The following is a 14,286-nucleotide window of genomic DNA, read 5'->3' as shown; positions in this document are numbered from 1 at the left end:
CTAGGCGACTTTGCTATTCAACCGGCTTCACGGTGCCCGAGGGCGGCTTCAGATTGCCCCAGAAGGCCGGGTTGTCGACGTTTTCCTTGGTAATCGCAGCGCCGGGGATCTTGATGTTCGGTCCCCAGGCTTCAATGGTCACGGTCGACTTCAGGCCGAGCACGTCGTACTCGCCCGGCTTGATCTCCTGCTTGTTGACGACCTTGTCCATGAACATGGCGACGGCGGCGGCCTGAGCGTAGAGCGGCTGCTCGACTTCGACGTTGAGCCAGCCTTTGCGGATCAGGTCGAGGCCGACCGGCGCACCGTTCGAGCTCATCAGCATGACGTCGCCCGGCTTCTTGCCGGCGGCCTCGAGCGAGGCGACGGCGGCGACCGAGAGGTGAGCCGCATGGCTGAAGATCAGGTCGATATCAGGGTTGGCTAGCATCTGGTCGTTGACGATGGTCCCGGCTGCATCCGCCGCCCATTGCATGGCCGGAACCGAGATGATCTTGACGTCCGGGAACGCCTTCATCTTCTCCTCGAAACCCTTCTGGATGTCGAGCGTGTAGGGGTCGCCGGGATCGCCGAGCACCTGGAGGATCTTGCCTTTCACCGATCCGTGCTTCGCCTTCAAGAGCTTCTCGGCCTGATCGGCGGCAATCTGGCCGATCTCGACCGTTCCCGCCACCGACGTGAAGTCGGACGGTGTCGAGGTGATCTGGCGATCGAACTCGACCACCGGGATGCCGGCGGCGCGGGCGGCCTCGATAGACGGCTTCAACGCATTGAAATCGACGGCAGCGAGAATGATCGCTGACGGCTTGAGCGCGATAACGTCGTTCATTTGCGATTGCTGAGCGTCGGTCTTGTTATCGGCGTTCAGCGTCTTCATCTCGTAGCCGACCTGCTTCAGGAACATCTCCAGAGCGCTCACCGAGCCGGTCTGGAATTCGTCGAGCAATGTCGGCACCAGGTAGTAGACGGTGCCCTTGGACTGGGCGAATGCCGGCGTGAGCGTGGCAAAGGCCAGTGCCAGGATACCGAAGACAGCAAGAAGTATTTTCTTCATGTCGTTCGCTCCTTTTGCGCCGGACCCCTCGTTTGTCCCTCAGCCTGCCGGTCCGGCACCAGCGAGCGTCTCTCCGGTGATCATGTTGACCACCGCGTCGGGACTTGTTTTGTTGCGCGCGACATCGCCCGCCACGACGCCTTGCCGGATCACCACGATCCGGTCGGCGACCTGGAAGGCCTGTTGCATGATATGGGTGATAATGACGACGCCGATACCTTGGCTCGCCACCTGGCGGATCATGTCGAGACCGCGCCGCGTCTGCTCGACACCGAGTGCTGCGAACGGCTCGTCGAGAAGCACGAGCTTGCCGCCAAAATGCACGAACCGGTTGAGCTCGATGGCCTGCCGCTGCCCGCCCGAGAGGTGCTCGACATTGGTTCTGAGCGAAGGGATGCGCGTGCCTGCGCGGGCCAGCGCCTTTTCGACCACCTGCTCCATGGCGGGTTCGTCAAGCACGGCAACACCAAGAAATTTCCTGATGATCTCGCGGCCCATGAAGAAATTGGCCACCACGTCGACATTGGTGCAAAGCGAGAGGTCCTGGTAGACGGTCTCGATCCCTGCTGCCTTGGCCTCGGCGGGAGATTTGGCCAGGTATTCCTTTCCCTCGAACAGCATGCGACCGGAGGTCGGCTCCAGGCCGCCGGCGATGATCTTGACCAGTGTCGATTTGCCGGCGCCGTTGTCGCCCAAAAGCGCCACCACCTCGCCCTTGCCGATCGAGAAGCTGATGCCCTTGAGCGCTTCGATCGCGCCATAGTTCTTGGCGACGTTGTCGAGCACCAGCAGAGGTTCACTCATGCCGCGATCCCCTTGCCTTGCAGGATATCTCGCCCGCGTTCGCGCTCGGCGGCGAATATCTGGCCGAAGCGTGGCGAAAGCACCCCTGAGACGGCAAGCGCTGCGGCCCCGCGCAGCACCGCATGCTGGCCGCCGCGTGCGACGGTGACACGGGGCGCCGTGCGGTCCTTTCGCGCCGAGATCGAGTTGGGAAGGTTCGCAACCGAACCGGCCAGCCGTTCAAGCAAATCGGTGGAAGCCAGTCCGCCGAGGATGATGGTTTCGGGATCGAACAGGTTCTCGATGATGGTGATGGCGTTGCGGAAGATTGGCCCGATTTCGCTGACCCAGTCGGCGTCGCTGATGTTCCGGCGCCGCAGCGCCTCAAGCGAGAGGTACCGTTCGAGGCAGCCGCGATTGCCGCAGGGGCACGGCTCGCCACCAGGCACGACAGGGATGTGTCCGATTTCGCCGGCATTTCCCCAGGCGCCGCGCAACGCGCTTCCCTCATGCACCATGACGCCGCCAAGACCGACACCGAAATAGAGATAGTAGTATTCGGAATACCCCGTCCCGAGGCCATACAGGCGCTCGCCCATTGCCGCGGCCGCCATGTCGGTCTCAAAAAACGCGGGCAGCCCGGTCGAGGCCTCCAGCCGTTCCCGAAGCGCCACGTCCTTCCAGCCGGTCATCGTCGTCGGGCCGATAAAGCTCATCGACTCCACGCCGAAAGGGCCGGGCAGCGCCATGCCGATGCCGAGAACGCGACCGCCAGGCCGCAGTCGGGTCAATTCAAGAACCATCGCGCCGATCAGGTCGAAGGCATGATCGGGCGTTGCGTTGTGGGCCTCGCGGTAGGTGCTCTCGATCACGTCTCCGCTCAAATTGATCAGCGCCGCATTGATACCCAGCGGGGTGACGTGGATGCCGACGGCATAGCCGCCCTCCGGGTTGATCCGCAGGGTCGCCGGAGGCAGCCCGCGCCCCCGCGGCTCTTCGCGCATGGACAGAACGTAGCCGTGTTCTTCCAGCTCGCGAACGATGGTCGATACCGTTTGCACGGTGAGCCCGACCCGCCGGGCAATGTCGCCGCGGGCGATCGGACCGTGAAGGCGGATGGATTCGAGGACGATGCGCCTGTTGTAAGGCCGCCCGAATTCCTGATTGGTCCCCCGCAGTGCCATGTCTTGCGTCCCTAGGAGACATTGAGGTTCGCACCGAATATTTATTCAGTCAAATGGAATTCAAAAATAAAATCGGTTTGCTTGCCGTCGCAGCGACGAAGGCGCGGGAGCCTCAAAGCGGCGCAGAATTAAGCCGTTCTGTAGCGATCCTTCGCGCCCCCCTCTGTCCTGCCGGACATCTCCCCCACAAGTGGGGAGATTGGCAGCTTCGCCGGTGGCGCTCTTCTTGCGGTGGAGATTGGCGAAAGCCGCCGTGAGCACGATCTCCCCCCAAGTGGGGGAGATGTCCGGCAGGACAGAGGGGGGCGCTGTCCCGCCAGCATCAAAGGTCCTGCACCGACGTGACGCTCGCAGCCGACAGGCCTCCGACTTGTCAGAAGGACCCCTGCCGGGGACTAAAGATACTGCGCGACCTTCTTGCCGACCCTCAGGAAGCGCAGCGGGTCGATGGCTTCGCCATTGTGGCGGATCTCGTAGTGCAGGTGCGGGCCGGTCGAGCGGCCGCTGCTGCCGGTCTTGCCGATGACGTCGCCGGCGTTGAGCCTCTCGCCGACGGTCACGTTGATTTTGCTGAGGTGTCCATAGCGCGTCGCAAAGCCATTGCCATGGTCGACCTCGACCATGCGGCCATAGCCGCCGTTCCAGCCGGCCTTGACGACGATGCCGGGCGCCGTGACCTTGGCGGGCATTCCGGTCGGCGCCCTGAAATCCATCCCTGAATGCAGCGCGGCGGTGCCGAGCAGCGGGTCGGTGCGCACGCCGAACGGGCTGGTGACCGAGCGACCGGGGGCGGGATTGGCAAGCGGCAGCCGTCGCGCCTCCGTCTTCAGCCGGTCGAGCGCGTCTAGCGCCTCGTCGAGTTCTTTGACCTTGCTGTCGAACGTCATCGAACTGTCGAGCGGTATCAGCGGACCGCCGGCATCGCTCTTGCCGAAATCGCTGTCGACCGGCAGGCCAGCCGCCTCGAGCGCCTGAGAAATTGCATCGGCGTTTCTGTAGGCGTTGTCGGCCAGCGTGGTGATGCGGGTGAGCTGCTGGCTCTCTATCGCCTTGAGCGACTCGTTGATCGATACGAACAGTCTGTCGGCACGATCGGCCGCCGTGTCGCTCGGCAGCGGATCGGAGCGGGTCGACCACAAGGAGAACGGCCTGGTGTCGCCGGCGCCAAGGTTGGCGCCGACGCCGGCAACCGAATAGGCCTGCGGCTGGGCGTCGGTCGCGTCGGCGCGTTTATCCGACTTTGCCGACACAGCAGTGCCTGCGGCAGGTGGCGTTCCAACGTCGTTCTCGCTGCGTTCGAGGAGCGGGCCGAGACGGCCATGGCGCAGGCTGAGCTGGGTCTGTCGTTCCAGCAGTTCGCCAACCTTGGTTTCCATGAGCTGCTGGTCGAGAAGCTGGCGGCTGGTGATCCGGTCGACCTGGGCGCGCAGTGCCGAGATGCGGTCCTCATAGGCCTGCTGCATGCGCGCCTGCCGTGCCGTGGTCGCGCCGATCAGGTCGTCGCGCAGCACGAGGTAGGAGGTCGCCAGCAGATAGCCTATGGCCATCGCCGCCAGCGCGGAGCCGCAAAATGCGGCTACCCATGGCCGTATGGTGAAATGCCTTATCTCGTTGCCCCGGGCGATAATGACCGTGTGGGGCTCCTTGCGCCTGCCAAAGACCGTTGACTGACCGGCTACGTTCACGGGACCAAGCTTTCGTTACGACACCAACGACAAGCCTGATTACACATCATTAAGGTTAACGGTCGGTTGCTAGCGCCCAGCTCTTTGCAGCCCATGGGTTGCAGCCGAATTGGCATCAGGGCTGAGGCGCAGGCTCCGGCGCCTGATGCCTCACATGGGGCATCAGGCCACAGCCGGTGTTTACGTCAAAGCGCGCGTACCGCCTCCAGCACCGCCTCGGCATGGCCTTTGACCCGAACGTTTCGCCAGATCCTGGCAATCCGTCCGTCGCTGCCAATCAGGAACGTTGCACGCTCGACGCCCATATAGCGGCGGCCATAAAGCTTCTTCTCGACCCACAGGTGATAGGCTTCGATCACCTTGCGCTCCTCGTCGGCGACAAGGTCGATGGTCAGATCGTATTTTGATTTGAATTTGTCGTGTTTTCGGACGCTGTCCGGCGACAGGCCGATGACGGCGGCGCCGAGCTTTTCGAACTCCGGCTTCAACTGCGAAAAGCCAATCGCCTCATTGGTACAGCCTGTGGTGTCGTCTTGCGGACCGGCGTTCCCAGCAAGGCCGCGAGGCTGAGCGATCCGCCGCCATCGCGGGGAAGATCGAATTGCGGCGCCAGATCGCCGACGTCGAGATCAGCCATATCGATGCCCTTGTTTGTGGTTACGCGCCAAGCCGCATCGATATAATGTCAAACTGGGATTCGTCCACCGGTCGAGTTCGTTCAACGGAAAATTGCGTGGATCAGGAGCAGCCGCAGCACGAGAAGATCAGATTCAGGCGTGATGAGATCACCGACCTGGGTGCCTTCCCGTCCGCGTGCCGCGTACCGCCGCTCGGCCAGGCGTCGATCGGCCGCGGCGTTCGTATTATTGCGCGGCTGTTTGCCGGCCTTGTGGTCCTTGTGCTGCTGGCCACCGCCGCTGTGTATGCGATCGGCATGTCCGGTTTCGGCGCCGAGCGGCTGCGGGCCGAAGCGGAAGCGGCCATCGAGAAACTGGCCGGCGTCGACGTCGATGTTGCGGTTGGGCCGGCCCGTCTCACGCTCGACGGGTCGAGCTTCATCGCGCTGCAGGTCAGCGACGTCAGCCTCAAAGCCGCCGACGGCAAGCCAATGGCCGACGCCGGGCGTGTCCGCTTCGGCATAAGGCTGATACCGCTGCTTTCGGGCGAGGTGCGGCTCACCAGCGCCAGGATTTCCGATGCACGCATCGTGATGGCGGCGCTGCCGTCGGGCGGCGACTGGACGGCGGCGCTGCGCAATGAAGACGGCCTCGTCGATCCGGAAAGACTGTCCGATGCGGTCTTTGCCAACATCAACCACGCGCTCGATGCGGTGCGCGAGGATTCGATGCGCCAGATCGACCTCCACAATGTCGACCTCGTTCTGCCCGAGGCGGGGTCGGTCAAACTGGTCAGGATCACAGATGCCGCCGTTGCGCAGTCGGGGCCGGGCGGCATGGAGTTTTCATCCGACGCGGATATCGACGGCAGGGCGCTCACCATCGCTGCCTCAGCCACCCGGGATACGACGACACAGCGCGTGACGGCGTTGGATGCCAGCGTCGAGATAGCGCAGGCCGACAAGGCTGCGGCCGCGCCGGGCGGGACGCTGGGTGCGATTGCCTTGAAGCTGGCGGGGTCGGAAGGATCCGGCGAGAACGCGTCGCGGCTGACGGCCTCGTTGTCGTTCGCCGGTTCCGTGCTCGATTTTGGCTCGCGTGGCTCGCTTACAGCAGACGCCGATCTGGATGCGACACTTGTCGCCGGGTCGAACAAGATCCATGTCGACAAGCTGCTGTTGAAAACCGATCGCTCGATCTTCAATTTCGCCGGTTCGATCGGGCCGAAGCCTGCGACCGGGACAGCGGGCGAGGAGCCGTCCTATCGCTACGACCTGACCAGCGACCGTTCGACGCTGGCGCCTTCGGAATCGTCCGAACCTGCGCTCGATTTCATCGCCCGCGTCGCCGGCGTCTACCAGACCCGCAGCCACAAGCTCGTGGCCGAGCAGATCGGCATCAGGTCGGGGTCCGCCAGCGAGGCGTTGGGCACGGCTTCGGTTGAGTTCGTCGAGGGAAAGGTGCCGGGCATATCTGTTGCCTTCAATGTCCACGACATGCCGGTCTCGCATGTCAAGCAGTTGTGGCCCTGGTTTTCCGCGCGAAAGGCTCGCCTTTGGGTGCTGAAGAACCTGTTCGGCGGCCGCGTCGTCGATGCGAGCCTGCAATTCCAGGTCGTGCCAGGGCGTCTCGGCAACGGGATCCCGCTTTCATCAGATGAAGTGTTCGGCCGTTTCCAGATCGAGGGATCGCGTTTCGATACGGCCGGCCACATCCCGCCGATACGCGATGCCGTGGGCGTCGCCGAATTCCACGGCAACGACGTCGACATCGCCTTGTCCTCGGGCAACGTCTATATGGGCAGCGGCCGCACGGTGGCGGCAAGCAACGGCACGATGACGATCAAGGCGGCGAACCGCCCGCCGGTGATCGGCGCGCTCGATATCGACGTCGCCGGGGAAGCGTCCGCAATCGCCGAACTCGCCTCCTATGATCCGATCAATGCCATGCGCCATGTCGGCCTGCTGCCGGAAGATCTGTCGGGCACGGTGACCGGCCACGTCAAGGCGGACATTCCGCTACAGTCCGGCGTCGACAGGTCGAAACTCGATTGGCTGGTGACGCTCGATTACAAGGACCTGTCGCTGGGCAAGCCGTTCGAAGGCCAGACGGTGACCGACGCCGACGGTTCGATCAGTGTGGAGCCTGAGAAGGCCGTGATCTCCGCCAAGGCGCTGCTCAACGGCATTCCAGCCGAACTCGACCTGATCGAACCGCTCAGGGATGGCGGACCGCCACGCAGCCGGAAAGTGGCGCTGGTGCTCGACGACAAGATGCGTGCAGCCGCCATGCCTGGCCTGTCGGCGCTACTTTCCGGAACCATCAAGGTTGAGATCGACAAGAGCGGCACGGGCAACGAGACTGTTTCGGCGGACCTGACCAATGCCAGGCTGGACATTCCCTGGGCGGGCTGGAGCAAGGGGCCTGGCATTTCAGCCAATGTCACATTTGCCATGGCCAAGTCCGGCGACACCACGACGCTGTCCGACTTCGACCTGAATGGAAAGACTTTTTCGATCGACGGCGGCGTGGTGCTGGTCAACGGCGCGCTGTCCTCGGCGCGGTTCAGCAACGTCAAGTTGAACCGGGGAGACGATGTTGCCGTTTCCGTGAAGCGATCGGGCAAGGGCTACGCGATCGACATCAGCGGCAGCGCGCTGGACGCCCGCTCGTTGATCAAGCAATTCACGTCCGATGTCGACACCGCCACCAAGGCCACGGGTTCCGACGCGATTTCGGTCAGCGCCGATGTCAATTCCCTGACCGGCTTCCACAACGAGACGCTGTCGAACCTTAAGCTCGACTACAGCGCCGCCGGCTCCAGGGTGAATGGGCTCAAGGTGAGCGCCACGGCAAGTTCGGGTGCTGCCATAAGCATCAGCAATACGACCGGCGCCGGCAAGCGCGCCCTCAACGTAAGGTCGGCCGATGCGGGCGCCATCCTGCGGTTCCTCAACATCTACGAGCATATGGAGGGCGGTTCGATCACGCTGGCGCTCGCCGGGTCAAGCGATGGGCCGATGAAGGGTCAGGTCGACTCGCACGACTTCTTCGTGGTCAACGAGCCGAAACTCGCCTCGCTGGTATCGACGACGCCGGCGGGCGACAGCCGCAGCCTCAACGAAGCTGTCAAAGCCAATATCGACACGTCGAGAGTGAAGTTCGAGCGCGGCTTTTCCGAGATCGAAAAGGGCGCCGGCTATCTGAAGCTGGCCAATGGGGTGCTGCGCGGCCCGCGCATCGGCACCACCTTCCAGGGCACGCTCTACGACCGGAACAACAACATGGACATGACCGGCACCTTCATGCCGGTCTATGGCCTCAACCGCATCTTCGGCGAACTGCCGCTGTTCGGCGCGCTGCTCGGCAATGGCCGCGATCGCGGCCTGATCGGCGTGACTTACCGGCTCAGGGGCGATGCCAACAAGCCGAAACTGGACGTCAATCCGCTGTCGGTGATCGCCCCCGGGATTTTCAGGTCGATCTTCGAGTATCGGTAAGGTCAAAACCCAATCACTTCGAGCGACCGAGTCTTGACCCTAAGTGGATCGCCCCGGCCGAATTCACGCCCATGACCCTAAGCCGCCCGTCGTACGGTCATGCCACAAGGTCCGTATCGGGTGGGGGCGGGTCTTTTTTGCCTGTCCCCGATTGGATCTGGTTCGTAGTTACGGGCTGGCTACAGGTGGGCAATACCGGCTTTCAGCAGTCCTTCGCGGACGTGCTGCACATCAGACTCCTGGGCATAGTGCAGGGTGGCGATAAATGAATCGAGGTCGAATTGGGGATCGAGCGTTCTGATCTTGCCTAGATGCGCCGCGGCCGCGATTTCGTCGCCGAGCCAGCCGTAGCAGGCAGCGGCGAAAGCGTGCTGAACCGAGTCCATGGTTGACAGATGCATGAAAGCTTCGATCGCCTCGCCATACTGGCGCGCGGCGAAATGCGCCTTTCCCAGATGGCTCCAGAACCTCTCCGGGTGGTGCGGGTTCAACTGCATTGCCTTGCGGATCCATTCAATTCCCTCTTCCGGCCTCCCCAGCCACGTCAATAACTCGCCTTGCTGCACCACCACGAGGTCGTAATTGGGATTGAGGGCGAGGGCGCGCTCTTGATGGTAGCGCGCTGTGGTCAGCTCATTGTTGTTCACGTTCACTGCAGCGAGGATGCGGTGGACATCGGCATCGTTGTCGTCCAGCGCCAGCGCCCTGTCCAGCGCTGCCATGATGTCGTTCCAGACGGCATCCCTGTCTTCGCACCAGTTATGGACCCAGGCCTGGCCAAGAATGCAGGCCCGCCAGGCATGGGCATGGGCATAATCGGGGTCGAGCGCGACGGCCCTGTCTATCAAGGTTTGCGCGCGTTCACTATCCGCAATCGTGCTTCGGTGATGCAGCACCTTGGCAGCAAGCACACATTCATACGCGGCCATGTTTGCAGGTTTCGCCCGCGCGAGCTGGTCCCGCTGAGCCGCCTCGACACGACCGGGCAGCGTGGCTGCGATCGCCGCGGTCACCTCATCCTGAATCGCGAATATGTCGTCCAGCTTCCGGTCATACTTGTCTGCCCAAATATGAGCGTCATTCGCCGTGTCGATGAGCTGAACCGTCACGCGCACCCTGTCGCCGATCTTGCGGACGCTTCCCTCCACCAGGTATTGGACGTCGAGTTTCTCGGCCACCTCGCGCACATTCACGGCGTGGTTCTTGTAGACGAAGCTGGAATTGCGCGAGATGACGAACAGCTCATGGTGGCGGGACAGTTCGGTGATGATGTCCTCGGTCAGTCCGTCCGCGAAAAATTCCTGCTCGGGGTCGCCGCTCATGTTGTTGAATGGCAGCACCACTATCGAAGGTTTCGAGATGGATCGCTTTGCCTCGACTTCTGGCAGGACATGACTGTCAAACCCAATGCGATAGAGGCGAACCGGGCGGCTGATGTTCTTTAACGTCTTCTCGCCCAGGTCCTCCATGGCAATTTCGAGACGGTCGGCAATTTGGGTCGCCACCGCTGCGGTCACGCAGATACCGCCGACGTCGGCGAGTTGCTCGATGCGCGAGGCAATATTGACGCCGTCGCCGAAAATGTCCTCATCGTCGAAAATGATGTCGCCGAGATTTATGCCGATCCTGAATTCGATACGCCGTTCTTGCGGCACATCCGAATTGCGCCGTTTCATGCGCTGTTGGATTTCCACGGCGCATTTCACGGCATCGGTCACGCTCTGGAACTCAACGAGCATGCCGTCTCCGGTGGTCTTGATGATGCGGCCCTTGTTCTTCGCGATGGCGGGATCGACCAGTTCTATGCGATGGGTCCGAAGGCGTGCGAGCGTGCCGGATTCGTCGGCCTCCATTAGCCGACTGTAGCCCGCCATATCGGCAGCCAGAATTGCGGCTAGTCTCTGTTCCATCGCTTGAACCAAAAACCAAGCCTATCCTTCCTGGGCTGCCAAATCCAGCAATTTGGGCGAACCGAAGGTCAGCGCAGCAAGAAGTGAAACCGGTTTCGGAAAAGGTCTAATGGAGCCCCATCCCGATTCCATCGGGATCGATCAGGCGCTGGTCAGACCGGCCGCACCAGAACGTGTTTTTTCTTGCCGAGCGACAGTTTTGCGACTTGTTCCGGGCCGAGATCCTGAAGTGTCACCAACCGGCGATCGTCGGACACGGGTTGGTCGTTCAGACGCACCGCGCCGCCCTGGATGTGTCGCCGCGCCTCGCCGTTGGACGCGGCAAGCCCGGCGGTGACGAACAGCGACAATATGCCGACGCCGCTTTCCAGATCGGCCTTGCCCACCTCGACCGTCGGCAGCGTTTGGGCCAGCGCGCCTTCTTCGAACGTCTTGCGCGCGGTTTCCTCGGCTTGCTCGGCTGCCTCGCGGCCGTGCACGATGGCCGTCGTTTCCGTGGCCAGGACCTTCTTGGCCTCGTTGATCTCGGAGCCGCCAAGCGCGGCGAGCCGGGCGATCTCGGTGAGCGGCAGGCGGGTGAAAATCTTGAGGAAGAGCGTGACGTCGGCGTCCTCGGTGTTGCGCCAGTACTGCCAGAAATCATAGGGCGAGTAGAGATCGCCGTTCAGCCAGACCGCGCCCTTCGCCGATTTGCCCATCTTGGCGCCTGAGGACGTCGTCAGCAGCGGTGTGGTCAGGGCATAAAGCTGCGGCGTACCCATGCGGTGTCCGAGATCGACGCCGTTGATGATGTTGCCCCACTGGTCCGATCCGCCCATCTGCAGGCGGCAGCCATATCGCCGGCTGAGCTCGACGAAATCATAGCCCTGCAGGATCATGTAGTTGAATTCAAGGAACGACAGTGATTGTTCGCGCTCGAGCCTCAGCTTGACGCTGTCGAAGGTCAGCATGCGGTTGACCGAAAAATGCCGGCCGACATCGCGCAGGAACTCGACATAGTTGAGCTTCATCAGCCAGTCGGCATTGTTGACCATGATCGCGTCGTTCGGACCGTCGCCGAAACGCAGGATGCGGCCAAAGATGCGCTTGATGCCCTCGATGTTGGTGGCGATGGCCTCAGGCGTCAAAAGCTTGCGCTGGTCGTCGCGGAAGGACGGGTCGCCGATCATCGAGGTGCCGCCGCCCATCAGCGCGATCGGCCGGTGGCCGGTTTCCTGCAGCCAGTAGAGCATGGTCGCGGAAATCAGATTGCCGATATGCAGGCTGGTCGCCGTGGCGTCGTAGCCGACATAGGCGGTCACCGTTTCCTTGGCGAAAAGCTGGTCGAGGCCGGCATCGTCCGAAATCTGGTGGATGAAACCGCGCTCGCTCATTATGCGCAGGAAATCGGATTTGAAGGCGGACATTTTATCTTTCCCGAAAGCGCCCAACCGAAGTGGATCGGGCGTGGTATGCGTGAACGCGGGCGTTTAGCATCCAAGCGCGGTCAGCAAAAGCGGAATCCGGTTTTGCGTTCGATCGCGTTTTACATGATCGGTTCGGTGCGAACGCAATCACGGCGCCTTGAAACGGCGCAAGCTCGCCTTCCGGCTGCATCCTTGCTTCATCGTTTGGGCTGGCGTAATGAGGCGCCGCGCCAGCGGATTCTCGCCGCACATGACCCGCTGGAACGGCACCGCACGGCATCGAATCGAATGCCAATATCCTGTGACAGAGCCCGACGCGAAATGCCGGAGATATCCATCGTCATTCCTTGCAGGAACGAGGCGGCGAACCTGCCGCTTCTGCTTGACGAGATCGGGGCGGCGATGGTCGGGCGCGACTTCGAGGTGATCGTCGTCGACGATGGTTCGACCGACGAGACCACCTCGGTGCTTGCCGCCCAGGCGGTGCTTCGCCCGTTTCCGCTTCGCCACCTCCGGCATGAGAAATCCGCCGGCCAGTCTTTCGCTGTGCGTTCGGGCGCCTGGGCGGCCCGCGACGATATCGTCGCCACCATCGATGGCGACGGCCAGAACGATCCCAAATATATTCCGGCGCTCGTCGATGCCCTGCGGCACGCCGGTCCCGGTTTCGGTCTTGCGCAGGGGCAGCGCCTGAAGCGTCGCGACAGCAAGATCAAGCAACTGGCGTCGCGTTTTGCCAACTGGCTGAGAAAGGCCGTCCTGCATGACGAGACCCGCGACACGGGCTGCGGCCTGAAGGCGATCCATACCGACATCCTCAGGAAATTGCCGTTCTTCGACGGCACGCACCGCTTTGTTCCAGCCCTCGTCATCCAGGAGGGGTATCGCGTCGTGCATTGCGACGTCGTCGACCGCTCTCGCCGCCACGGCAAGTCGAATTACGGAATTTTCGATCGCGGCCTGCAAGGGGTGCTTGATCTCGCCGGTGTCTGGTGGCTGCGCCGCCGGCGCCGGAGAATGCCAAAAACACAGGAAATCCGGCATGGCTAACGTGCTTCAGGAACTGGCGACCTGGCTTCACGACGTCTTCGTCAAGCAGTTCGATACGTGGATTCTGCTCGGCTTTGTCGCCCAGTTCTTCTTCAGCATGCGCTTCGTCGTGCAGTGGATCGCATCGGAAAAGCCAAGCGCAGCGTCGTGCCGATCGCTTTCTGGTTCTTTCGCTGTTCGGCGGCAGCCTGCTGCTGATCTACGCCATCCAGCGGCAGGATCCGGTGTTCATCGCCGGCCAGGCCCTGGGCCTGTTCATCTACATCCGCAACCTGTGGTTGATCGCCAACGAGCACAAGGCGGCGATGACGAAGGTCGATTGAGCGACCTGCCTCTCAGAGCGACGTGGCGCACGCCGGTAAGGTCGACACCGATGCCTTCCTGGCCGCAGCAATCCCTGGGAGTCTCCGGCTGCGACCTTGCACAAGGTCGGTCCTATCTGTCGTCCAGTCCGCCGTAGGATCGTACAAGCCGAACCATGTCGGGCGAGTTCGGATCCTCGCTCTCGAGCCCCTCGGCGACACCGCTACGGTCGGCGATGGGCCGGTTCTGGCTGACCTTCCACTTGCCTTGCAAGTCAGTGATCTCGATTTCCAGCCCGACAATGCCCTTGATCTGCGACTGGATGAAGCTGGCTGGTGCGTCGGCCACCGCCCAGGGTGCTTCGCGAGCGGCTTCCTGTGATATCGTCAGATCGGAAATCTGCTGGGCCAGCCAGTCCTGGTCCTCGATCACCCTGACGGCACCGCGCACCTGGACAATGGCGTAGTTCCAGGTCGGCACGACCTTCCCGGTCTCGCGCTTGGTCTCGTACCAGGACGGCGTCACATAGGCATCGGTACCCTGGAAGACGACCAGCACGGGCGATGCCGGGCTGTCGGCCAGCAGGCGCCATTGCGGATTGGCTCTCGCCAGATGGGCGCGCAGCCTGCCATTCGGCGGCACTTCGGCGTCGAGCAGGAACGGGATCGCGTTCGCGACCGGCCCCTCGGCTCCATTTGAAATCAGCAAGCCAAGCGGATGCGCCCGGATCAGCCCGTGCAGGACGTCCTGCCGCGTTTCCTGGAAATGCGGGGGCTGGTACATCGCCGTTTGCC

The 14,286-nt window shown here is 62.5% G+C and carries 9 protein-coding genes and 2 pseudogenes; 3 read left to right on the top strand and 8 right to left on the bottom strand.

All coding sequences use genetic code 11. The features are described 5' to 3' along the window. Window positions 1-13 precede the first annotated feature (13 nt). The 5 genes and pseudogenes from IHQ72_RS23850 to IHQ72_RS23830 form a co-directional block, all read right to left on the bottom strand. The gene (locus IHQ72_RS23850) at window positions 14-1,054 is read right to left on the bottom strand and encodes a sugar ABC transporter substrate-binding protein (protein ID WP_258117658.1); all 1,041 of its coding nucleotides are present in this window, start codon (window positions 1,052-1,054) and stop codon (window positions 14-16) included. 39 nt (window positions 1,055-1,093) lie between these two features. Beyond that, a complete protein-coding gene (locus tag IHQ72_RS23845) occupies window positions 1,094-1,858 on the bottom strand; it encodes an ATP-binding cassette domain-containing protein (protein ID WP_258117656.1) in 765 nt (254 codons plus the stop codon). Continuing rightward, a complete protein-coding gene (locus tag IHQ72_RS23840; RefSeq protein WP_258117655.1) occupies window positions 1,855-3,021 on the bottom strand; it encodes an ROK family transcriptional regulator in 1,167 nt (388 codons plus the stop codon). Before IHQ72_RS23840 ends, IHQ72_RS23845 begins: the two co-directional genes overlap by 4 nt. 395 nt (window positions 3,022-3,416) lie before the next feature. After that, window positions 3,417-4,706, bottom strand: a complete 1,290-nt coding sequence (locus IHQ72_RS23835) for a M23 family metallopeptidase (protein ID WP_258117654.1) — start codon at window positions 4,704-4,706, stop codon at window positions 3,417-3,419. A 185-nt stretch (window positions 4,707-4,891) separates the two neighbouring features. Further along, window positions 4,892-5,343: pseudogene (locus IHQ72_RS23830) on the bottom strand (peroxiredoxin). Between the two features lie 96 nt (window positions 5,344-5,439). Here IHQ72_RS23830 and IHQ72_RS23825 point away from each other — a divergent pair. Beyond that, entirely contained in the window at window positions 5,440-8,823 is a 3,384-nt protein-coding gene (locus tag IHQ72_RS23825) for a YhdP family protein (protein ID WP_258117653.1), read from the top strand. A gap of 179 nt (window positions 8,824-9,002) precedes the next feature. Here the strand turns inward: IHQ72_RS23825 and IHQ72_RS23820 are convergent, their stop codons facing one another. Continuing rightward, window positions 9,003-10,733 (bottom strand): adenylate/guanylate cyclase domain-containing protein, encoded by a 1,731-nt coding sequence (locus IHQ72_RS23820; protein ID WP_258117652.1) that lies wholly within the window; start codon window positions 10,731-10,733, stop codon window positions 9,003-9,005. A 152-nt stretch (window positions 10,734-10,885) separates the two neighbouring features. Further along, window positions 10,886-12,139 carry a tyrosine--tRNA ligase gene (gene tyrS, locus IHQ72_RS23815; protein WP_258117651.1) on the bottom strand — a complete coding sequence of 418 codons (1,254 nt, stop codon included), beginning with the start codon at window positions 12,137-12,139 and terminating at the stop codon, window positions 10,886-10,888. 321 nt (window positions 12,140-12,460) lie between these two features. On the opposite strand from tyrS, the gene IHQ72_RS23810 reads away from it, so the two are divergent. Continuing rightward, a complete protein-coding gene (locus tag IHQ72_RS23810; RefSeq protein WP_258117650.1) occupies window positions 12,461-13,189 on the top strand; it encodes a glycosyltransferase family 2 protein in 729 nt (242 codons plus the stop codon). Next, window positions 13,182-13,512: pseudogene (locus IHQ72_RS23805) on the top strand (lipid-A-disaccharide synthase N-terminal domain-containing protein). The gene IHQ72_RS23810 and the pseudogene IHQ72_RS23805 overlap by 8 nt, the downstream one beginning before the upstream one ends. Window positions 13,513-13,624: 112 nt before the next feature. Here IHQ72_RS23805 and IHQ72_RS23800 read toward each other — a convergent pair. Continuing rightward, the gene (locus tag IHQ72_RS23800) at window positions 13,625-14,275 is read right to left on the bottom strand and encodes an FMN-binding negative transcriptional regulator (RefSeq protein WP_258117649.1); all 651 of its coding nucleotides are present in this window, start codon (window positions 14,273-14,275) and stop codon (window positions 13,625-13,627) included. Window positions 14,276-14,286 lie beyond the last annotated feature (11 nt).

The sequence above is a fragment of the Mesorhizobium onobrychidis genome (genome assembly GCF_024707545.1).
GTDB lineage: Bacteria > Pseudomonadota > Alphaproteobacteria > Rhizobiales > Rhizobiaceae > Mesorhizobium > Mesorhizobium onobrychidis.
Note: the sequence above shows the minus strand (reverse complement) of the source record. Positions and strands in the feature narration are given on the sequence as shown.